At 73.5% G+C, this 21,211-nt stretch carries 18 protein-coding genes; 14 read left to right on the plus strand and 4 right to left on the minus strand.

Going from position 1 to position 21,211, the window contains the following annotated elements; translation table 11 throughout:
• The first annotated feature begins 44 nt into the window (after positions 1-44).
• The gene (locus ACIRST_RS18805) at positions 45-797 is read left to right on the plus strand and encodes a hypothetical protein (RefSeq protein WP_350520022.1); all 753 of its coding nucleotides are present in this window, start codon (positions 45-47) and stop codon (positions 795-797) included.
• A gap of 236 nt (positions 798-1,033) precedes the next feature.
• Positions 1,034-2,809, plus strand: coding sequence for a biotin carboxylase N-terminal domain-containing protein (locus ACIRST_RS18810; RefSeq protein ID WP_350520021.1), 1,776 nt, complete (start codon positions 1,034-1,036; stop codon positions 2,807-2,809).
• 102 nt (positions 2,810-2,911) lie between these two features.
• On the opposite strand, the gene ACIRST_RS18815 is transcribed toward ACIRST_RS18810, so the two are convergent.
• Both ACIRST_RS18815 and ACIRST_RS18820 read right to left on the minus strand, forming a co-directional pair.
• Positions 2,912-3,868 carry a DeoR/GlpR family DNA-binding transcription regulator gene (locus ACIRST_RS18815; protein WP_402803237.1) on the minus strand — a complete coding sequence of 319 codons (957 nt, stop codon included), beginning with the start codon at positions 3,866-3,868 and terminating at the stop codon, positions 2,912-2,914.
• Positions 3,869-4,105: 237 nt separating this feature from the next.
• Positions 4,106-5,560 (minus strand): NAD(P)H-quinone dehydrogenase, encoded by a 1,455-nt coding sequence (locus ACIRST_RS18820; RefSeq protein WP_350520019.1) that lies wholly within the window; start codon positions 5,558-5,560, stop codon positions 4,106-4,108.
• A gap of 98 nt (positions 5,561-5,658) precedes the next feature.
• Here ACIRST_RS18820 and ACIRST_RS18825 point away from each other — a divergent pair, with 98 nt between their 5' ends.
• Positions 5,659-6,096, plus strand: coding sequence for a gamma-glutamylcyclotransferase (locus ACIRST_RS18825; RefSeq protein WP_189916169.1), 438 nt, complete (start codon positions 5,659-5,661; stop codon positions 6,094-6,096).
• A 51-nt stretch (positions 6,097-6,147) separates the two neighbouring features.
• On the opposite strand, the gene ACIRST_RS18830 is transcribed toward ACIRST_RS18825, so the two are convergent.
• Positions 6,148-7,110, minus strand: a complete 963-nt coding sequence (locus ACIRST_RS18830; protein WP_402803176.1) for a hypothetical protein — start codon at positions 7,108-7,110, stop codon at positions 6,148-6,150.
• Between the two features lie 224 nt (positions 7,111-7,334).
• Between ACIRST_RS18830 and ACIRST_RS18835 the strand changes: the two genes are divergently transcribed.
• The 6 genes from ACIRST_RS18835 (at position 7,335) to ACIRST_RS18860 (ending at position 15,477) form a co-directional block, all read left to right on the plus strand.
• Entirely contained in the window at positions 7,335-9,560 is a 2,226-nt protein-coding gene (locus ACIRST_RS18835) for a cache domain-containing protein (protein WP_402803177.1), read from the plus strand.
• A 21-nt stretch (positions 9,561-9,581) separates the two neighbouring features.
• Positions 9,582-11,039: a poly-gamma-glutamate synthase PgsB gene (pgsB, locus tag ACIRST_RS18840; RefSeq protein ID WP_402803178.1), complete on the plus strand. Its 1,458-nt coding sequence runs from the start codon at positions 9,582-9,584 to the stop codon at positions 11,037-11,039.
• On the plus strand, positions 11,036-11,518 hold the full coding sequence (locus tag ACIRST_RS18845) for a poly-gamma-glutamate biosynthesis protein PgsC/CapC (RefSeq protein WP_189916166.1): 483 nt from the start codon (positions 11,036-11,038) through the stop codon (positions 11,516-11,518). Before pgsB ends, ACIRST_RS18845 begins: the two co-directional genes overlap by 4 nt.
• 17 nt (positions 11,519-11,535) lie before the next feature.
• Positions 11,536-12,633 carry an NlpC/P60 family protein gene (locus tag ACIRST_RS18850; RefSeq protein WP_350520015.1) on the plus strand — a complete coding sequence of 366 codons (1,098 nt, stop codon included), beginning with the start codon at positions 11,536-11,538 and terminating at the stop codon, positions 12,631-12,633.
• Between the two features lie 142 nt (positions 12,634-12,775).
• A complete protein-coding gene (locus ACIRST_RS18855; RefSeq protein WP_350520014.1) occupies positions 12,776-13,597 on the plus strand; it encodes a purine-nucleoside phosphorylase in 822 nt (273 codons plus the stop codon).
• Between the two features lie 161 nt (positions 13,598-13,758).
• Positions 13,759-15,477 (plus strand): phospho-sugar mutase, encoded by a 1,719-nt coding sequence (locus ACIRST_RS18860; protein WP_350520013.1) that lies wholly within the window; start codon positions 13,759-13,761, stop codon positions 15,475-15,477.
• 92 nt (positions 15,478-15,569) lie between these two features.
• Here ACIRST_RS18860 and ACIRST_RS18865 read toward each other — a convergent pair whose 3' ends face one another.
• Positions 15,570-16,250 (minus strand): PH domain-containing protein, encoded by a 681-nt coding sequence (locus ACIRST_RS18865; protein WP_350520012.1) that lies wholly within the window; start codon positions 16,248-16,250, stop codon positions 15,570-15,572.
• Positions 16,251-16,356: 106 nt separating this feature from the next.
• On the opposite strand from ACIRST_RS18865, the gene deoC reads away from it, so the two are divergent.
• From deoC to ACIRST_RS18890, 5 genes are all read left to right on the plus strand, one after another.
• Complete coding sequence (gene deoC / locus ACIRST_RS18870; RefSeq protein WP_350520098.1) at positions 16,357-17,343, plus strand: deoxyribose-phosphate aldolase; 987 nt, start codon at positions 16,357-16,359, stop codon at positions 17,341-17,343.
• 5 nt (positions 17,344-17,348) lie between these two features.
• Positions 17,349-18,836, plus strand: a complete 1,488-nt coding sequence (locus tag ACIRST_RS18875) for an aldehyde dehydrogenase family protein (protein ID WP_350520011.1) — start codon at positions 17,349-17,351, stop codon at positions 18,834-18,836.
• Position 18,837: 1 nt separating this feature from the next.
• Positions 18,838-19,743 (plus strand): aldehyde dehydrogenase family protein, encoded by a 906-nt coding sequence (locus ACIRST_RS18880; RefSeq protein ID WP_350520010.1) that lies wholly within the window; start codon positions 18,838-18,840, stop codon positions 19,741-19,743.
• Between the two features lie 247 nt (positions 19,744-19,990).
• Positions 19,991-20,392 carry a hypothetical protein gene (locus ACIRST_RS18885; protein WP_350520009.1) on the plus strand — a complete coding sequence of 134 codons (402 nt, stop codon included), beginning with the start codon at positions 19,991-19,993 and terminating at the stop codon, positions 20,390-20,392.
• A gap of 62 nt (positions 20,393-20,454) precedes the next feature.
• Entirely contained in the window at positions 20,455-21,078 is a 624-nt protein-coding gene (locus ACIRST_RS18890) for an ATP-binding protein (RefSeq protein ID WP_402803238.1), read from the plus strand.
• The last annotated feature ends 133 nt before the right edge of the window (positions 21,079-21,211 follow it).

Here is a 21,211-nt window from a genome sequence, read left to right on the forward strand (position 1 = left end):
GACCTCTAAGCTGACCGCCGTCCGGACGGGGAGGGAACGCGGCGATGACCGACAGCGTGCTCAACGTGGTGCTCGGACTGGTGGCCAGTGCCATCAGCGCCGGGCTGGGCTGGCTCGCCCAGAACCTGCGGCGGAGACGGCGGCTGGAGCGGATCCGCGCGTTCTTCGGAATGCCGCCCGGGGGCGAGTGCCTGCTGGTGGTGAACCGGCACACCGCCTCGGCCAGTGGCAAGAGCGTGTCGCGCAACGACGTGTTCGCCCTCATGGAGTTGGCCTCGCTGGTCAAGGAGTGCGGGGCCCACGCCGACCTCGTCGGCCACGAGGACGTCCGCCAGGGGCTGGGCCACAAGGCCGAGTTCTGCCTCGGCGGACCGTCCAGCAACGACCGGACGGCGGCGCACCTGGCCTCCTGGCTGCCCGGGGTGACCTTCACGGACGTGGGCGGTAGCGCCCCGGAGCTGTCGCTCGCGGTGGGTGGCGAGGAGTACCGGTACGAGCCCGGGTCCGCGCCCTCCGGTGGCCAGGCCTTCGCCCTGCTCGCGCGGCTGCACCCTTCGCCCGACGGCCGGCCCGCCTTCCTGGTGTCCGGGCAGACCGCGGTCTCCAACCACGCCGCCGTGCGCTACCTGGTCGCCAACCACCGCCGGCTCGCCCGGCGGTACGGCGAGACCGGCACCTTCGCCCTCGTCCTGCGGGTCGTCAACCCCAAGGCGTACGGTCCGGACGTGGTGGAGCTCGCGGCGGACGTGACGGCCCAGGCGGTCCAGCGGCCCGCCGCCCGCTCAGGCGTCGCTTGAGCGGTCCGGGCGAGAGTGTGGCCCATGCCACCGTCCCGCCACGCCGCAGCCCCGTCACCCCCCGTGGCCCCCGGCGCTCCGGCCCCACCCGGCGCGACCTGCGGAGTCTCCGTACCGGCCGGTATCCGGGGGGCGAAACCCATCACCGAGCGTGTGGGATAGTTCACAACCCGGGGCTACTCGCCGGTACTGCCCAGGAATCCATAAACTCATCGAGGTTCAAGAAGGGAGCCACAGTGCGCAAGGTGCTCATCGCCAACCGCGGGGAAATCGCAGTCCGCGTCGCCCGGGCCTGCTCGGACGCCGGTATCGCCAGCGTCGCCGTCTACGCCGAGCCGGACCGGGATGCGCTGCACGTCCGCGCGGCCGACGAGGCTTACGCGCTGGGCGGTGACACCCCCGCTACCAGCTACCTGGACATCGCCAAGGTCCTGAAGGCGGCCGCCGACTCCGGCGCCGACGCCGTCCACCCCGGCTACGGGTTCCTGTCGGAGAACGCCGACTTCGCCCAGGCCGTCCTCGACGCGGGTCTGATCTGGATCGGCCCGCCGCCGCAGGCCATCCGCGACCTCGGCGACAAGGTGACCGCCCGGCACGTGGCGCAGCGCGCCGGTGCCCCGCTGGTCGCCGGTACGCCGGACCCGGTCTCGGGCGCCGACGAGGTCGTCGACTTCGCCCGGGAGCACGGCCTGCCGGTCGCCATCAAGGCGGCCTTCGGCGGCGGCGGTCGCGGCCTCAAGGTCGCCCGCACCCTGGAGGAGATCCCGGAGCTGTACGAGTCCGCCGTGCGCGAGGCGGTCGCCGCCTTCGGTCGCGGCGAGTGCTTCGTCGAGCGCTACCTGGACAACCCGCGGCACGTCGAGACCCAGTGCCTCGCCGACAAGCACGGCAACGTGGTGGTCGTCTCCACCCGTGACTGCTCGCTGCAGCGCCGCCACCAGAAGCTGGTCGAGGAGGCGCCCGCGCCGTTCCTGACCCCCGAGCAGAACGCCGAGCTGTACCGGGCGTCCAAGGCCATCCTGAAGGAGGCCGGCTACGAGGGCGCCGGGACCTGCGAGTTCCTGGTCGCGCTGGACGGAACGATCTCCTTCCTGGAGGTCAACACCCGTCTGCAGGTCGAGCACCCGGTCACCGAGGAGGTCACCGGCCTCGACCTGGTCCGCGAGATGTTCCGGATCGCCGACGGCGAGGAGCTCGGCTACGGCGACCCGGAGGTGCGCGGCCACTCCTTCGAGTTCCGCATCAACGGCGAGGACCCGGGGCGCAACTTCCTGCCCGCGCCCGGCACCGTGACGCTGTTCGCCCCGCCGTCCGGCCCGGGCGTGCGCCTGGACTCCGGCGTGGAGACCGGCTCGGTCATCGGCCCGGCCTGGGACTCCCTGCTGGCCAAGCTGATCGTCACCGGCCGCGACCGCAAGCAGGCCCTGGAGCGGGCCCGCCGCGCGCTGACCGAGTTCAAGGTGGAGGGCATGGCCACCGCCATCCCGTTCCACCAGGCGGTCGTCACCGACCCGGCGTTCGCGCCCGAGGTGCACGGCAGCGACGAGCCGTTCAAGATCTTCACCCGGTGGATCGAGACCGAGTTCGAGAACACCATCCCGCCGTTCGCCGGTGCGCCCGGCGAGGGCGAGGAGGCCGAGGGCCGCGAGACCGTCGTGGTCGAGGTCGGCGGCAAGCGGATCGAGGTCTCGCTGCCGTCCTCGCTGGGCGTCTCGACGGCCCCGGCGGCCGGTGCGGCGGGTGCCGCCAAGGCCAAGCGCCGGGTGGGCGCCAAGAAGGCCGGTTCGGCCGTCAGCGGTGACACCCTCGCCTCGCCGATGCAGGGCACCATCGTCAAGGTCGCCGTGGAGGAGGGCCAGGTCGTCGCCGAGGGCGAGCTGATCGTGGTCCTGGAGGCGATGAAGATGGAGCAGCCGCTGAACGCCCACAAGGCGGGCACCGTCGTCGGCCTCAAGGCCGAGGTGGGCGCGAGCGTCAGCAGCGGCGCCGCGCTCTGCGAGATCAAGGACTGACCCTGATCGAGGTCTTACCCGCCCTGTCGGGCGACGACCGGTCCGTACGCCCCTCGGGGTGTGCGGACCGGTCGCTTTCCGTACGCGGCCCGGCCGGGCCGCTCAGCGCCCGCGCGGCAGGCCCATTTCGGCCAGCCGGACCGGCATCCCGCCGGGGCCGACCGGGCCGCCGTGGGCACCGGGGCGGCGCTGGCCGGGCAGCGGGGCGCCGCCGGGCGGCGGGCCGGCGCGGCGGGCCATCGGGCCGGGCTGGGTCTGGTGGACTGGGCCGCTGCCGGTGCCGTGCACCGGGGCGTCGCCGCTCGGGGCCGCCCCGATCGGTGCGAGGTCGATCTGCACCCCGCAGTCGGCGAGCGCGTCCAGTTCGCGGGCGGTGCCGTCGTCCGCGGTGGCCTGCTCGTCGGTGACCAGGCGGGTGATCGTCTCGGTGGCGACGGTCTGGAACATGCCGGCCGCGCCGAGCTTGGTGTGGTCGGCGAGGACGATGACCTCGGCGGCCGCCAGCACCATGGCCCGGTCCACGCTCGCGGACAGCATGTTCGCGGTCGACAGCCCCCGGTCGGCGGTCAGCCCGCTGCCGGAGATGAAGGCCTTGGTGACCCGCAGCCCCTGCAGCGACTGCTCGGCACCACTGCCCACCAGGGCGTAGTTGGAGCCGCGCAGGGTGCCGCCGGTCATCACCACCTCGACCCGGTTGGCGTGCGCCAGCGCCTGGGCGACCAGCAGCGAGTTGGTGACCACCGTCAGACCGGGCACCCGCGCCAGGCGGCGGGCCAGCTCCTGGGTGGTGGTGCCGGCCCCCACCACGACCGCGTCGCCCTCCTCCACCAGGCCGGCGGCGAGGTCCGCGATGGCGCTCTTCTCCGCCGCGGACAGGTGGGTCTTCTGCGGGTAGCCGGGTTCGCGGCTGAAGCCGCCGGGGAGCACCGCGCCGCCGTGCCGGCGGTCGAGGAGCCCTTCTGCCTCCAGCGCCCGCACGTCACGGCGCACGGTCACTTCGGAGGTCTGGACGACGCGGGCCAACTCCCGGAGCGAGACGGCTCCGTTGGCGCGCACCATTTCGAGGATCAACTGGCGACGTTCTGCAGCAAACACAGAACCGACGGTAACCTGCGTGACCGTCTGCTTTCAGGCGTTTGCAGCTAGTAGCGGGAATTGCTCGCGCACGAGCGGCGCGTGACCGTACAATACGCGCCGTCAATAGCCCGGGACTGCGCCCGCCGTCCGGGTGACGGTCGGTCATGCGCGAGGGGGGGGCGCCGATCGGCGACCGCCCCTCAACTGTGCGCCGGACGCTCAGGATTCGCCGTCGGCCCGCTTGCGGATGTGCAGCTGCCGGGCGGCCTCGGCGGTCGAGCCGGAGACGGACGGGTAGACGGTGAAGGCGCTGGCCACCTGTTCGACCGTCAGATTGGCGTCCACCGCGAGCGAGATCGGGTGGATCAGCTCGCTGGCGCGCGGGGCGACGACCACACCGCCGACCACGATGCCGGTGCCCGGACGGCAGAACAGCTTCACGAAGCCGTCCCGGATGCCCTGCATCTTCGCCCGCGGGTTGCCGCGCAGCGGGAGCTTGACCACGACGGCGTCCATCTTGCCGCACTCCACGTCGGCCGCGGTGTAGCCGACGGTGGCGATCTCCGGGTCGGTGAAGACGTTGGAGGCCACGGTCTTGAGGTTCAGCGGCTGCACCGCGTCACCGAGCGCGTGGTACATGGCGATCCGGCCCTGCATGGCCGCCACCGAGGCGAGCATGAAGACGCCGGTGCAGTCGCCGGCCGCGTAGACGCCGGGCGCGGTGGTGCGGGAGACCCGGTCGACCTGGATCTGGCCCCAGTCGTTGAGCTTGACCCCGGCCTCCTCCAGGCCCATCTCGGCGGTGTTGGGGATCGAGCCGACCGCCATCAGGCAGTGCGAGCCCTCGATCACCTTGCCGTCGGCCAGGGTCACCTCGACCCGGTCGCCGATCCGCTTGACGCTCTCGGCCCGCGAACGGCCCATCACGTTCATGCCGCGGCGGCGGAAGACGTCCTCCAGCACCTCGGCGGCGTCGGGGTCCTCGCCCGGAAGCACGCGGTCGCGGCTGGAGACCAGGGTGACCTTGGAGCCGAGCGCCTGGTACGCACCGGCGAACTCGGCGCCGGTCACACCGGAGCCGACCACGATCAGCTCGCGGGGCAGCTCCTCCAGGTCGTACACCTGGGTCCAGGTCAGGATCCGCTCGCCGTCCGGCTGGGCGTCCGGCAGCTCGCGCGGGTGGGCGCCGGTGGCGATCAGCACGGCGTCGGCGCGCAGCGAGTGCACGGTGCCGTCGGGCGCGTCCACCAGGACCTCGCGGGAGCCGTCCACGGCCTGCCCGCCGGTGCCGAGCCGGCCGCGGCCGCGCAGCACGGTGACGCCGGCCCGGGTGACGGACTGGGTGATGTCGTGGGACTGCGCGATCGCCAGGCGCTTCACACGGCGGTTGACCTTGCCCAGGTCCACGCCGACGACCCTGGCGGCCTGCTCGTTGGGGGGCGTGTCGTCGGCGACGATGATGCCGAGTTCCTCGTACGAGCTGTCGAAGGTGGTCATCACCTCCGCGGTCGCGATCAGCGTCTTCGACGGAACGCAGTCCGTGAGCACCGCCGATCCGCCCAGACCGTCGCGGTCGACGACGGTCACCTCCGCGCCGAGCTGTGCGGCGACCAGAGCCGCCTCGTAGCCGCCGGGTCCGCCACCGATGATCACGATCCGAGTCACGCTCACCATTGTCCCGCACGCCGGGAGCGCCGCCACGCCGGGGTCCGGGCTTCCGTACCTTCGTCCAGTAGCCCGGTCCGGGCGCCGCCCCGGCTACGCTGGCCCCCATGCCCCTTTACGCCGCGTATGCCACCAACCTCGATGCCCGGCAGATGACCCGCCGAGCCCCGCACTCCCCGCTGCGCGGCACGGGGTGGCTGGACGGCTGGCGGCTCACCTTCGGCGGCGAGCAGCTCGGTTGGGAGGGCTCGCTGGCCACCGTCGTCGAGGACGAGAAGGACCAGGTCTTCGTCTCGCTGTACGACGTCTCGCCGATGGACGAGGACGGCCTGGACCGCTGGGAGGGCGTCCAGCTCGGCATCTACCGCAAGATCAAGCTGCGCGCGCAGACCCTGGACGGCTCCATCCCGGTCTGGACGTACGTGCTCAACGACTACGAGGGCGGACTGCCCGCGGCCCGCTACCTCGGCCTGATCGCCGACGCCGCCGAGAGCGCCGGCGCCCCGCACGACTACGTCATGGACCTGCGCCGCCGCCCCTGTTAGAGCCGCGGTCGAGGGTCCGAAGAGGGGCCCCACAGAACTGCTGGGGGTCCGTCAGGGCTTCGCGCCCCAGCTGCGCACGGTCTCGGCCAGCACCCCGGCCACCGCCGCGCGGCGGGCCGGCTCGGTGCGCAGCCCGTTGCCCAGCTCGACGTGCAGCCACGGCACCCCGACGCCGGACGCGAACCGGCCCTCGACATTGGTGGTGCCCTCCAGCTGCCCGCACTTGTCCCGCCAGGCCCGGCAGACCGCGTACCCGGCCCGGCCCAGCCCGGCGGCGGTGAGCTCGGCGGCCGGTCCGGCCTGCCCGGCGCCGCTGGAGACCACCGCGTCCTGGCCGGGCAGGCTGCCCTCGTCGAAGCCGTGCACCTGGATGCCGGGCAGCCCGCGGCCGGTGAGCGCCTCGACCACGGCGGCGAAGACGGTGTCGGAGCGGTGCGCGACGTCCGAGGAGCCGTCCGCCCCGGCCCGGCGGTGCGCCCCGGCGAGCACCAGCACACCGCCCGGCGCGGCCCGGAACAGCTCCACGCCGAGCGCCTCGGTCCGGGCGTCCGACACCGGGTGGGGCACTTGCACCGTCCAGTTCGGCCGGGCCGAGAGGTCCAGGTAGATCCGGCCCCAGCCGCGGGTCCCGTCCGCGGTGCCGTCGGCGATCTCGGCCACCCGGTGGCCGGTCGCGGCCTCGGTGAACTCGGTGAGCCGGTAGCCGACCCGGGCCAGCGCCCGGCCGGCCTGCTCGGACTGGCCGTCCAGCTCGCCGAGCACGCCGTCGGCCACCGCGCGGCGCTGTGCCGCGTCCGGCGCGGTGTACGGACCGTCCGAGGTGAACTCGGCGGTGTACTCGTCCACCCGGGCCGCCAGGTCGACCGGCGCCGGGCCGGAGGGCCCCGACCGGACCGCCCGCGGCTGCCCGGCCTCGCCACGCGCGACGAGGGTCAGCACCCCCGCGAGCACCGCCAGTACCAGCAGCACTGCCGCCGGCAGCAGCAGTGAGCGTCGCGAACCCCGAGTCTCCATGGCGGACGAACCTACCGTGCCCGCCACCGCGGCCATGATCCACGCCGGGACCGGCCGGATCGACACCCAAGCGGCACCGGATCGACACCGATATGTGACAGGTTTCGGTGAACCGCTTCGTACGCTGGTTCGGCTTGACCTGTTCTTGATCATTGCTTGACCGGGAAGGCCTGCCGCCGCCTCCCGGAGCCGGCACGGCGAGCCGGAGGAGAACGAGGCCCCTCGTGAGCACGGCACCCAACCCGCCGCGGCAGCACCGCTACCGCCGCCGGGCCGACATGCCGCTGCTCGGGGGCATCCGCCCGCCCATCGTGCTGCTGCTGGTCCTGCTGCTCGCGGTCGCCGCGATCACCGCCCTGGCCGTCGGCGGACTGCGCGTCGACGACACCCCGCAGGCCGTCCGCGAGTCCCACCAGTACGCCGCCGAGGACACCGCCGCCTCGCTGCGGGCCGGACTGCACGAGAGCGCCACCGACCTGCGCCGGGCCGCCACCCGGTACGAGAGCACGCCCGCCGAGCCCGCCGCCGTGCTGACCGCACTCGGCCAGGCGTACCACAAGTGGCGCGGCACGGTGGTGGTCCGCCCCGACACCGGTCGGCTGCTGGCCGCCCGCGGCGAGACCGTCCCGCTGGCCGGCCTGGACCTCACCAAGGTCACCGACACGGCGCCCGCGCCCGTCCTGGTGCCCTCCACCGCCGGCACCCGGCTGCTCACCTTCGCGCTGGTCGCCACCAAGGCCGACGGACGCGCCCTGCTGGTCGCCTCCGACAACCTGCGACTGCCCGGCATCGCCACCCGCAAGGAACAGACCATCCAGGTCCTCGACGCCGGCGGCGCCGTCCTGGACACCACCGGCGCGGCGCTCACCGCGGACGGCGACCGCAAGCTGGTCACCGCCGCCCGCGAGCGCGCCGCCCGCCAGCACCCGGCCCCCGGCGAGACGGCCTCCGGCAGCCTGGCCGGCAGCCCGGACGCCAAGGGCGAGCGCCGGGTCGCCGGCTGGGCCGCCGTCGCCACCCCCGACGGGCACGACCCGGCCACCCCGCTCGGCCTGACCGTGGTGTCCACCAGCACCGTCGACGGCAAGCCCGGCAACCTGCGCCACCCCATGCTCGGCCTGGCCGCCGCCGGCGCCCTGATCGTCCTGGCCCTGCTGCTCGCCTGGTACCTGAACCGCAGCCTCCAGCGCCCGCTGCTGGGCCTGTTCCTGGAGTCCCGCCGGCTCACCCGCGGCGACCGGCTGGAGCAGCCGGTCCGCGGCCCGAAGCGGGGCGAGGCCGGCCGGATCGCCCGCGCCCTGGAGGAGCTTCGGCTCCAGCTCCTGGACCCGGCCCGCCCGCCGGCCGACGCCCCCGCCCGCGGGCGCCGCCCCGGCACCGCGCTGCCGCTCGCGCTCTGCGCCGTCCTGGTGCTCGGCTGGTCCGGCCCGCTGCTGTTCCTCGGCGGCAACGACCCGACCGTACGGGTGCCCACCCAGGTCGTGGCCGGTCAGCGCGACCGCACCGACACCGCCGCCGACCGGATCCGCCAGGCGCTCAACGAGGGCTACGCGGACCTGCGTTCGATCGCCCCCTCGCTCACCGAGGCGTCCGTCGGCAAGGCCGAGACCCAGCTGCGCGACACCCTCGCCGAGCACGACCGCTACCGCTCGCTCTACGTCCTCGGCGCGAACGGCGAACTCCTCGCCCACGCCGGCGAGACCCCGCACCGCACCGGTCCGCAGGCCCTCGGCCCGAGCGGCGTGCTGCTGCTCAACAGCTCCGGCAAGGAGCCCCGGATCGCCGCCCGCGCGGCCCTCACCGCCGCCCCGGCCGACGCCGAGACGGAGGGCGCACCCGAGCCCAAGGGCCCCGTCCTGGTCGGCGAGTTCAAGACCGACTTCCTCAGCGGCCTGCTGGTCCGCCCCGGCCTCGGCCGGGTCTGGCTGGTCGACGACCGGCAGCGGGTGCTCGCCGCCAACGAGGGCTACAGCTCCTTCGGCGAGCTGCCCGACGGCCGCGGCCGGACGATCCTCGACGGCGCCAAGAAGTCCGCCGCCGCCGACGTGCTCCGCGACGGCGGCGACCCGGCCCTGCTCGCCGCCGCCCCGCTCGGCGGCAACGGCAGCGTCGCCAAGCTCGGCTGGTCCGTCGTCACCGCCAACCCGGTGGCCTGGCTGCACCTCGACCAGAACCGGGCCGACCGGCGGGCGATCCTGGCCGGCATGCTCGGCCTGGCCGCCGCCGCGCTCTGCCTCGGCTGGCTGTACATCGCCGTCGGCCTGCCGCTGCGCCGCCTCGCCGCGAGCGCCGAGGCGCTGGCCGCCGGGGACCGCCGCACCGTGCTCTACCCCGTCCACCACGACGAGGTCGGCGCCGTCGCCCGCAGCCTGGAGCTGATCCGCCAGGAACTGGTGCGCGCCGAACTCGCCGAGCGCGCCGTCCGCCGCACCCCCGCAACCGCTCGCTGAGCCCCGCCCGAAGGACCTCCCGTGCTCTTCCTCTACGTCGTGCTGCTGGTGTGCTGCGCCGTGCTGCTGGTGGCCGGCATCGTCGAGCAGCGCCGGCACTTCACCGCGCTGGAGCAGATCCCGACCCGGGTCCTGGTCAACGGCATCCGCGGCAAGAGCTCGATCACCCGCCTGTGCGCGGGCGCGCTGCGCGGCGGCGGGCTGGTGACGGTCGCCAAGACCACCGGCACCGCGGCCCGGTTCATCCACCCGGACGCCACCGAGGAGCCGGTCTACCGCAAGTTCGGCATCGCCAACGTGGTGGAGCAGATCGGCATCGTCCGACGCGCCGCCACCTACCGGCCGGACGCCCTGGTGATCGAGTGCATGGCCGTCATGCCTGCGCTCCAGGAGGTCAACCAGACCAAGCTGATCCGTTCCACCATCGGCGTGCTGTGCAACGTCCGCGAGGACCACCTGGCCGAGATGGGCCCGACCCTGGACGACGTCGCGCGCTCGCTCTCCCGCTCGATGCCGGTCGGCGGGGTGTGCGTCACCGCCGAGCAGGAGCGCGTGCACATCCTGCGCGAGGAGGCGGCCAAGCGGGACTGCCGGCTGATCGTGGTGGACCCGGAGACGGTCACCGACGAGGAGCTGCGCGGGTTCAGCTGGTTCACCTTCAAGGAGAACGTGGCGATCGCCCTCGCCGTCGCCGAACTCCTCGGCGTGGAACGGCAGACCGCGCTGCAGGGCATGTGGGCGGCCCCGCCGGACCCGGGCGTGCTGTCGGTCGAGCGCTACCGCACGGCGGACGGCAAGCGGCTGCGCTTCGCCAACGTCTTCGCCGCCAACGACCCCGAGTCCACGCTGATGAACGTCCGCCAGCTGGAGGACCTCGGCGCGATCCACCGCCCGCTCAACGTGGTGATCAACTGCCGCCCGGACCGGGTCGAGCGCAACGGCCAGATGGGCCAGATCGTCCCGGACCTCGACCCGGACACGGTCTTCCTGATCGGCCACCCCACCAAGAGCGCCCGCGACGGGATCCCGGCCGGCTGGTCGGGCCGCGTCGTCGACCTCGGCGGCGACAAGCGGGACCCGGAGCGGCTCACCGCCGAGCTGCTGGCCGAACTCGGGCCGGACTCCTCGCTGGTGGCGGTCGGCAACATCCACGGCCAGGGCGAGCTGTTCCTGGAGGAGCTCGCCCGGCTCGACGCCGACGCGGCCCCGGACGCGCCGGAGACCCCGGAGTACGCGTACCACGAGCCCGAACCGCTCTACCCGGAGCCGGACTACCCCGAGCCCGCGTACGAGGCCGACCCGTACCCGTACCAGCACCACTACCAAGGCCAGTACGCCGACCCGGACCCGTACGCCGACTGGCACGCCTACCCGGCCCCGGCCCCGCGCACCGAGCCGGTCTACCGCCCCGAACCGCTCCCCGACTCCTGGTACGACACCCACCACCGCACCACCGCCCCCTACGGAGACCAGCAGTGATCCCCACCGAGCTCACCCCCGAGATCGCCGCCATCGGCATCGCGCTCGGCCTGGTCTTCTCCCTGGTCTGCTACCTGACCACCAACCTCTCCCCCGGCGGCATGATCACCCCCGGCTGGCTGGCCCTCACCCTGGTCGAGTCCCTCCAGCGGGTGGCCATCGTGATCGGCGTGACGGTGCTGACCTACCTCGCCATCCGGGTCGTCCAGAAGCTGGTGATCCTGTACGGCAAGCGGCTGTTCGCCGCCGTGGTGCTGATCGGCGTGCTGCTGCAGGCCACCGTGATGCTGGTCCTGCAGCGCGAGCTGCCCACCCTGTACGCCAACCAGACGCTCGGCTTCATCGTCCCCGGCCTGATCGCCTACCAGCTGGTCCGCCAGCCCCGGGCGGCCACCCTGATGGCCACCAGCACGGTGACGCTCGCCAACTACGTCGTCCTCACCGCCGGCGTCCTGCTCGGCGCCCTGCCCGGCACCTGATCCTGACGGGAACCCCCATGCCAGTGACCCGCAAGTCCCTGCTCAGCGGCGGCCTCGCCGTGACGCTGCTGGCCGCCAGCGGCTACCTCACCGTCCAGTTGCGGGACCGCGACCGGCAGCCGGCGGCCGGCAGCAACGCGCCGCTGATCACCGCCGCCGTGCCGTCCCCCACCGTGGACGCCGGCACCGCCAGGGCCGCCGCCCCCGCCCAGTACCGCTACGAGCGGCTGGCCGGCCCGGACCGCACGGTGGTCCGGGACGCCCGCGGCGGCGTGGTCGCCACGCTGACCGACAGCGCCCGCACCGCCGTCCTGGCCGGCCCCAGCCGCACCTTCGCCGAGCCGGGCACCACCGCCGCGACCGTGGTGACGGACAGCTGGGTCCGCCTGATGCCGCAGGCCTGGAAGCAGGGTGCCGAGCAGGAGGCCTGGTTCCGCACCTGGTTCCAGCAGGCGCTCGGCTCCACCGCCGACGACGTCCTGGCCGCGGCCGGCCAGTACGTCGCCGGGGCGCCGGCCGAGAAGGACGCCAAGGGCGTGCGCTTCAAGGGCGACGCCTCCTTCGGCCCGCTCAACCCCAACGGTTCGGTCGGCAACGACCTGCGGCTGGAGCAGACCGACTTCTTCGACTACCTCGGTGTGCCGTACACGTTCGCCGACAAGGTCACCCGGCAGCCCGACAAGACCCGCTACGGCTCCTTCGACTGCTCGGGCTTCGTCCGGATGGTCTACGGCTACCGCTCCGGCTACCCGCTGCTCTCCAAGGACGCGGCCGGACCGGGCCTGCCGCGCACCGCCAACGGCCTGGCCCGGCTCGGCCCCGGTGTCCCGGTGATCCCGCTGACCACCGCCGCCGGTTCGGAGACCACTCTGCGCCCGGCCTCGATCGACCCGCTGCAACCCGGCGACCTGGTGTTCTTCGAGATCGACGCCCGCACCGGCGCTCGCCTCGACCACACCGGCATCTACCTGGGCCTGGACACCGACGGCCACCCCCGGTACATCTCCAGCCGGGAGGAGGCGGACGGCCCGACCTTCGGCGACAAGGGCGGCACGGCACGGCTGGACGACAACGGCATGTACGCGAAGGGGCTGCGCAGCGCGAAGCGGCTCTGATCGGCCGTGTGTGTGGAAATCGACAAGGGGCGTCACCCGGACAGCCCCACCCAGCTGTGCTTTCGGGTCAACCGGGTAACGATCCGGCATGCCGCGCCGGATTTTCTACGCGCGTAGTCGATTCCCGTCTATCCTCGGACCCGTGAACGCTTCTCCTCAGTCGGTCGTCTCCACCGACCCCTATGCCGCCGCCCAGGCCGCCGCCGAGCGCCTGCGCGAGCTGACCGGTGCCGAGCGGCACGACGTCGCCCTGGTGATGGGCTCCGGCTGGGTGCCGGCCGCCGACGCCCTGGGCGAGACCGTGGCCGAGTTCCCGGTCACCGACCTGCCCGGCTTCCCCGCGCCCGCCGTCGCCGGCCACGCCGGCAAGATCCGCTCGGTGAAGATCGGCGACAAGCGCGCCCTGATCTTCCTCGGCCGCAACCACTACTACGAGGGCCACGGCGTGGCCACCGTCGTCCACGGCGTGCGCACCGCCGCCGCGGCCGGCTGCGGCATCATCGTGCTGACCAACGGCTGCGGCGGCCTGCGCCAGGGCTGGACCCCGGGTCAGCCGGTCCTGATCAGCGACCACATCAACCTGACCGCGGACTCCCCGATCGTCGGCGCCAACTTCGTCGACCTGACGGACCTGTACTCCAAGCGCCTGCGCACGCTGTGCCGCGAGGTCGACCCGACGCTGGACGAGGCCGTCTACGTCCAGTTCCGCGGCCCGCACTACGAGACCCCGGCCGAGGTCAACATGGCCCGGGTGATCGGCGGCGAGCTGGTCGGCATGTCCACCACGCTGGAGGCCATCGCCGCCCGCGAGGCCGGCTCCGAGGTGCTCGGCATCTCCCTGGTCACCAACCTGGCCGCCGGCATGACCGGCGAGCCGCTCAACCACGAAGAGGTGCTGGAGGCCGGCAAGGCCTCCGCCGAGCGCATGGGCGAGCTGCTGGCGAAGGTCCTTGAGCGGATCTGACGCCCACCAGGCGCAGAATCATGAGTGACGGGGCCCGCAGGCGGTCGTGATCCGCTGATCACACCCGCCTGCGGGCCCCGTCCGCATGTGCACACCTCTTCTCCCTTCGCGCGGAACCATCCGGCCGACACACCGACGCACTTCCCGATGGAGCAGGCACTATGACGCAGGCACCCACCACCGACCTCCTCGCCCGGGCCCGGACCTGGCTGGCCGAGGACCCCGACCCGCAGACCCGCGAGGAGCTCGGCGCGCTGCTGGCCCGCGCCGAGGGCCCGGAGGCCGAGTCGGACAGCAAGCTCGCCTGGGCGGAGCTGGCCGAGCGCTTCGCCGACCGCCTCCAGTTCGGCACCGCCGGCCTGCGCGGCGAACTCGGTGCCGGCCCGATGCGGATGAACCGCGCCGTGGTGATCCGGGCCGCCGCCGGCCTGGTCTCCTACGTCAAGCAGCAGGGCCTGGGCGACCTCGTCGTCATCGGCTACGACGCCCGCCACAAGTCGTACGACTTCGCCCGCGACACCGCCGCCGTGGTGGTCGGCGCCGGCCTGCGCGCCGCGCTGCTGCCGCGCCCGCTGCCGACCCCGGTCCTCGCGTTCGCCGTCCGCCACCTGGGCGCGGCCGCCGGCGTCACCGTCACGGCCAGCCACAACCCGCCGCAGGACAACGGCTACAAGGTCTACCTGGGCGACGGCTCTCAGATCGTCCCGCCGGCCGACGCCGGGATCGCCGCCGAGATCGACGCGATCGGCTCGCTGGACGACGTCCCGCGCGCCGAGGACGGCTGGGAGGTGCTCGGCGAGGACGTCGTCGAGGCCTACCTGGCCCGCGCCGTGTCCATCGTGGACCCGCACAGCCCGCGCGATCTGGACGTCGTCTACACCCCGATGCACGGCGTCGGCCGCGACACCCTGGTCGCCGCCTTCCGGCAGGCCGGCTTCCCCGCGCCCACCGTCGTCGCCGAGCAGGCCGAGCCCGACCCGGACTTCCCGACCGTGGTCTTCCCCAACCCGGAGGAGCCGGGGGCGATGGACCTCGCCTTCCGCACCGCCGCCTCGGTCGGCCCGGACATCGTGATCGCCAACGACCCGGACGCCGACCGCTGCGCGGTGGCCGTGCCCACCAACGGCAACGCGGCCGGCAGCGGCAGCGACGCCGTCGGCTGGCGGATGCTGCGCGGCGACGAGGTCGGCGCGCTCCTCGGCTCGGCCCTGGTCGCGAAGAAGGCCGAGGGCACCTTCGCCACCACCATCGTCTCCGCCACGCTGCTCGGCCGGATCGCCGAGGCGGCGGGTCTGGGCTACGCCGAGACGCTGACCGGCTTCAAGTGGATCTCCCGCGCCGAGGGCCTGCGCTACGGCTACGAGGAGGCGCTCGGCTACTGCGTCGACCCGCAGGGCGTCCGCGACAAGGACGGCATCACCGCCGCCCTGCTGGTCGCCGAGCTCGCCGCCACCCTCAAGAAGTCCGGCCGCACCCTGTCCGACCTGCTGGACGACCTGGCGCTGGAGCACGGCCTGCACGCCACCGACCAGCTGTCCGTGCGGGTCCAGGACCTCTCGCTGATCGCCGACGCCATGCGCCGCCTGCGCGAGCAGCCGCCGACCGTCCTGGCCGGCCTGACCGTCACCCGCGCCGACGACCTCGCGGCCGGCTCGGCCGAGCTGCCGCCCACCGACGGCCTGCGCTACTACCTGGCGGGCGAGGCCGTCCGCTCGGCCCGCATCGTGGTCCGCCCCTCCGGCACCGAGCCCAAGATCAAGTGCTACCTGGAGGTCGTCCTCCCGGTCGGCTCGGCCGCCGACCTCGCGGCCACCCGGGAGCGCGCCGCCGGCCTGCTCGCCGGCATCAAGCAGGACCTCGCCGCAGCCGCCGGCATCTGATCGCGGCACACGCGAACGGGCCCACCGGTCGACCGACCGGCGGGCCCGTCGTCGTACGGGGGTGCGGGCTCTGGCCGCGCGGGGGTGCGGGCTCAGGCCGCGATGACCGCGACCAGCGCCACCAGGCCGACCAGGGCGGGGGCGATCACCCACCAGCACCAGCGCACCTCGATCGGGCCGGCGGCCTCGGGCCGGCGGGCGTTGCGCTCGGCCATCTGGGTCAGCACGTCGGTCACCTGGTCGGACCAGGCGCGGGTGGGGTCCGGGGAGCCCTGGACGACCGGGTTGGTCCGGCTCGCGAGGCCCATCCCCAGTCCGGTCCGGGAGGCGTGCTCGGCGTTGCTGCGGCTCTGGGCGCGGTTCGCGCGCTTGCGCTGGCGCAGCGACACCGGCACCGCCCAGACCTGGTACTTCTTGTCGCCCGCGAGCAGTTCGACCGAGTACCCGGCGCGCAGCGCGTCCACCGAGGCCCACGGCGCGGTGATGGTCCGCCACGGGTTGCGCACCACCAGCCGGCTGCTCGACGCGCGCACCACCGGGCGCAGCGTGTAGGCGATCACCGGGAAGGCGAACACCGGGAGGGCGGCGAGGGCGACGTACGGGGTCTTCCCGGTACCGGTCACCGCCGCGTCGCCGATCAGCCAGGTGGCGAGGGCGAGCAGGAACACGCCGGAGATCACGCCGGGGACGGAGCGGTACACGCGGTCCGCGTACTCGGGTTCCCCGTCGGGGGCGGCCGGGCCCCGGTGGGGCGTACCGTCGGAATCGGTCATGGCGTCGATTCTGCCCCATGCCCCGTGCGCCGAGGTCTCGGTCCGGCCACGAAAGGTGGCCGCTCTGGCGCACTACTACGCGCGTAGATATGCTGGTCTGGTGACTATGTCCACTGTTGCAGCCAATGCCCTCGGCGTTGCGGGCAGCGGCCTTCAGGACGTTGCGGCGTCCGAGGCCTCGCTCCGCCGCTTTCTGCACGGCCTGCCCGGCGTCGACCAGGTCGGCCTGGAGGCGCGTGCCGCCACCCTCGGTACCCGCTCGATCAAGACCACGGCGAAGGCGTACGCCATCGACCTGGCGATCTCCATGATCGACCTGACCACGCTGGAAGGCGCGGACACGGTCGGCAAGGTGCGCGCGCTGTGCGCGAAGGGCAGGACCCCCGACCCGACCGACCCGAGCACCCCGCGCGTCGCCGCCATCTGTGTCTACCCGGACATGGTCGCCACCGCGAAGGACGCCCTGCGGGGCACCGACATCCAGGTCGCCTCGGTGGCCACCGCCTTCCCGGCCGGCCGTGCCGCCCTCCCGGTCAAGCTCGCCGACACCGCCGACGCGGTCGCCGCGGGCGCCGACGAGATCGACATGGTGATCGACCGCGGCGCCTTCCTCTCGGGCCGCTACTTCGACGTCTACAACGAGATCGTCGCCGTCAAGGAGGCGTGCAAGCGCGCCGACGGCAGCTACGCCCACCTCAAGGTGATCTTCGAGACCGGCGAGCTGCAGACCTACGACAACGTCCGCCGGGTGTCCTGGCTGGCGATGCTGGCCGGCGCCGACTTCATCAAGACCTCCACCGGCAAGGTCGCCGTCAACGCGACCCCGCCGGTCACCCTGCTGATGCTGGAGGCGGTCCGCGACTTCCGCGCGGCCACCGGCGTCCAGGTCGGCGTGAAGCCCGCGGGCGGCATCAAGACCACCAAGGACGCCATGAAGTACCTGGTGATGGTCAACGAGACGCTCGGCGACGACTGGCTGACCCCGCACTGGTTCCGCTTCGGCGCCTCCAGCCTGCTCAACGACCTGCTGATGCAGCGCCAGAAGCTGGCCACCGGCCGCTACTCCGGCCCCGACTACGTGACGGTGGACTGATCACCATGGCCAAGAAGAAGAACATCGAGGAGCCCACGGCCAAGCCCGCCGGCGGCCTCTTCACGTACGCTCCGGCCCCCGAGTCCCCCGCCGCCGCGGGCGACATCGCCACCTCCTACGGCCACTTCATCGGCGGCGAGTTCGTCGACTCCTCCGGCAGCGAGGCCCTGAAGACCGTCAACCCGGCCACCGAGCAGGTGCTCGCCGAGTTCGCCCAGGGCACCGACGAGGACGTGGACCGCGCGGTCGCCGCCGCCCGCAAGGCCTTCGCCGACTGGTCGGCGCTGCCGGGCAGCGAGCGCGCCAAGTACCTCTTCCGGATCGCCCGGATCATCCAGGAGCGCGGCCGCGAGCTGGCCGTGCTGGAGTCGATCGACAACGGCAAGCCGATCCGCGAGACCCGCGACTTCGACATCCCGACCGTCGCCGCCTGGTTCTTCTACTACGCGGGCTGGGCGGACAAGCTGGACTACGCGGGCTTCGGCCGCAACCCGCGCCCGCTGGGCGTGGCCGGTCAGGTCATCCCGTGGAACTTCCCGCTGATGATGCTGGCCTGGAAGATCGCGCCCGCGCTGGCGACCGGCAACACGGTCGTCCTGAAGCCGGCCGAGACCACCCCGCTGACCGCGCTGCGCTTCGCCGAGATCTGCCGCCAGGCCGGTCTGCCGAAGGGCGTCGTCAACATCGTCACCGGTGACGGCCGCACCGGCGCCGCGCTGACCGCCCACCCGGACGTCAACAAGGTCGCCTTCACCGGCTCCACCCCGGTCGGCCGGGCGATCGCCAAGCAGCTGGCCGGCAGCCGCAAGAAGCTGTCGCTGGAGCTGGGCGGCAAGGCCGCCAACATCGTCTTCGACGACGCGCCGATCGACCAGGCGGTCGAGGGCATCGTCAACGGCATCTTCTTCAACCAGGGCCACGTCTGCTGCGCGGGCTCGCGCCTGCTGGTCCAGGAGTCGATCCAGGACGAGCTGCTGGACGCCCTGAAGCGCCGGATGTCCACCCTGCGGGTCGGCGACCCGCTGGACAAGAACACCGACATCGGCGCCATCAACTCGGCCGCGCAGCTGGCCCGGATCACCGAGCTGACCGACGCCGGCGAGGCCGAGGGCGCGGACCGCTGGTCCCCCGAGTGCGAACTCCCGGGCAACGGCTTCTGGTTCAAGCCGACCATCTTCACCGGCGTCAGCCAGGCCCACCGGATCGCCCAGGAGGAGATCTTCGGCCCGGTCCTGTCGGTGCTGTCCTTCCGCACCCCCGACGAGGCGGTCGCGAAGGCCAACAACACCCCGTTCGGCCTCTCCGCCGGCATCTGGACGGAGAAGGGCTCGCGCATCCTCTGGACGGCGAACCGGCTCAAGGCCGGCGTGGTCTGGGCCAACACCTTCAACAAGTTCGACCCGACCTCGCCGTTCGGCGGCTACAAGGAGTCGGGCTACGGCCGCGAGGGTGGCCGCCACGGTCTGGAGCCCTACCTGAATGTCGAGGCCTGAGATGTCTGACACGACCTTCGCGCGTCTTGACGTCCTCAAGACCTACAAGCTGTACGTCGGCGGGAAGTTCCCGCGGTCCGAGAGCGGGCGGGTGTACGAGGTGACGGACTCGAAGGGCGACTGGCTCGCCAACGCCCCGCTGGGCACCCGCAAGGACACCCGGGACGCCGTCCTGGCCGCCCGTGCCGCGGTCAAGGGCTGGGCCGGCACCACCGCGTACAACCGCGGCCAGGTGCTGTACCGGGTGGCCGAGATGCTGCAGGGCCGCCGCGAGCAGTTCGCCGCCGAGGTCGCCCTCTCCGAGGGCATCGGCCCGAAGAAGGCCGCCGCGCTGGTGGACGCCGCGATCGACCGCTGGGTCTGGTACGCGGGCTGGACCGACAAGGTCGCCCAGATCTCGGGCGGCGCCAACCCGGTCGCCGGTCCGTACTTCAACCTGTCGACCCCGGAGCCGACCGGCGTGGTCGGGATCGTCGCGCCGCAGGCCGGCTACGGGCACTCGCTGCTCGGCCTGGTCTCGGTGATCGCCCCGGCGATCGCCACCGGCAACACGGTCGTGGTCGCGGCCGCCGCGGACGCCCCGCTGCCCGCGCTGTCGCTGGGCGAGGTGCTCGCCACCTCGGACGTCCCGGGCGGCGTGGTCAACATCATCTCGGGCCGGACCGCCGACATCGCCCCGACCCTGGCCTCGCACCAGGACGTCAACGCGCTGGACCTCACCGGGGCCATCGCCTCCGACGGCCCCGGCGCGGCGCAGGCGCTGGAAGCGTCCGCCGCGGATACCCTGAAGCGGGTGGTCCGTCCGGAGCTGGACCCGTTCGCCCAGGACTGGACCAATGCGCCCGGTACGGAGCGGCTACTCTCCTTCCTGGAGACGAAGACGGTCTGGCACCCGATGGGTATCTGACCCACCCCGCCCCTCGGGGCGACAACTCCACAGACTGGCCGTCCCCAGTGCCCTCTCCCCCCCAGGGCCCGGACGGTCATTGGACGGACCCGCGCCTCTCCCCCCCTGGCGCGGGTCCGTCGGTGTTCCGGCACCCCTCCGCCGCCGTTCCGTCGACTTTCGTCACCCGCGCCGCCGACTTTCGGCGCTCCCGCGCACCCGTCCGGTCCGGCGAGGATCGCGGTGACGGGGCGATCGAGGGGGGCGCATGGGCGAGTTCATCGGCGAGCTGACGGCACTGTTCGCGGACGGCCTGTACCGCAGGTACCACGTGGCCCGCACCACGCGCCGGCTGGCCGCCGGGCGGCCGGTCCGGGTGCCCTGCTCGGCGCGGACCGGCCGACGGACCGAGTACGTCAACGGCACCCTGCACCTCACGCCCGGGGCCGACACCGCGGCCTTCGTCCCGCGCGGCGCCGACCGGCTCGAACTGCCCACCGGGGGAACCTTCCACGAGCCCGAGCCCGACACCTGGCACAGCCAGGACTGGGCCGCCACCGCCTATCTGCCGCCCGGCGCCGAGGACCCGGTCCACCTCCAGGTCGACAGCCGCTACCTGCCGGTGGTCCACGTCGCCCTCGCCGGCCCGAAGTCGCAGCAGAAGGTCTGAACCGACCGGTTTCGGCAACGGGCCGGGATGCGTCAGACTGGTGTCCCGTGAGTGACTCCCCCATGAACCCCGCACCGGCCGCGCATGCCCGGGTGATCCTGCTCTCCGGACCCTCCGGGTCGGGGAAGTCCTCGCTCGCCGAGCGCAGCGGACTGCCCGTGCTCCAGCTCGACGACTTCTACAAGGACGGGGACGACCCCACGCTGCCGCGGCTGCCGGACGGCGCCGTCGACTGGGACTCCCCGCTGGCCTGGCACCGCGGCCAGGCCGTCGCCGCCATCCGCGCCCTGTACAAGCGCGGCCGCACGGACGTCCCGGTGTACTCGATCCCGGACAACGGCCGGGTCGGCACCCGCACCCTGGACCTGGACGGCGCCGGCGCGTTCATCGCGGAGGGCATCTTCGCCGCCGAGATCACCACCGAGTGCGCCGAGGAGGGCCTGCTCGGCGACGCCCTGTGCCTGCGCAACGGCGCGCTCACCACGGCCTGGCGCCGGCTGCGCCGGGACGTCCGGGAGGGCCGCAAGTCGCTGCCGGTGCTGCTGCGCCGCGGCTTCCGGCTGATGCGGGCCGAGCGGTCCATCGTCGGACGGCAGGTCGCCCTCGGCTCGTACGCCTGCGCCGGACCGGAGGCCGAGCGGCGGATCCGCACCGCGGCCCGGCCGGCCGAGCTCTCCGCCGCCTGAGCCGGCCCGCAGCCGCCGCGGCGGCACGGACAGCACGACGACGGGCCCGGTGCGTCTCCCCCGCACCGGGCCCGTCGCCTTTCCGAACGGTCCTCGGCTCCCCCACGGACATGCTCCCCCGAGCCGCTGTCCC

Origin of the sequence: Kitasatospora sp. NPDC101447 (assembly GCF_044767225.1) — a bacterium.
Taxonomy (GTDB): domain Bacteria; phylum Actinomycetota; class Actinomycetes; order Streptomycetales; family Streptomycetaceae; genus Kitasatospora.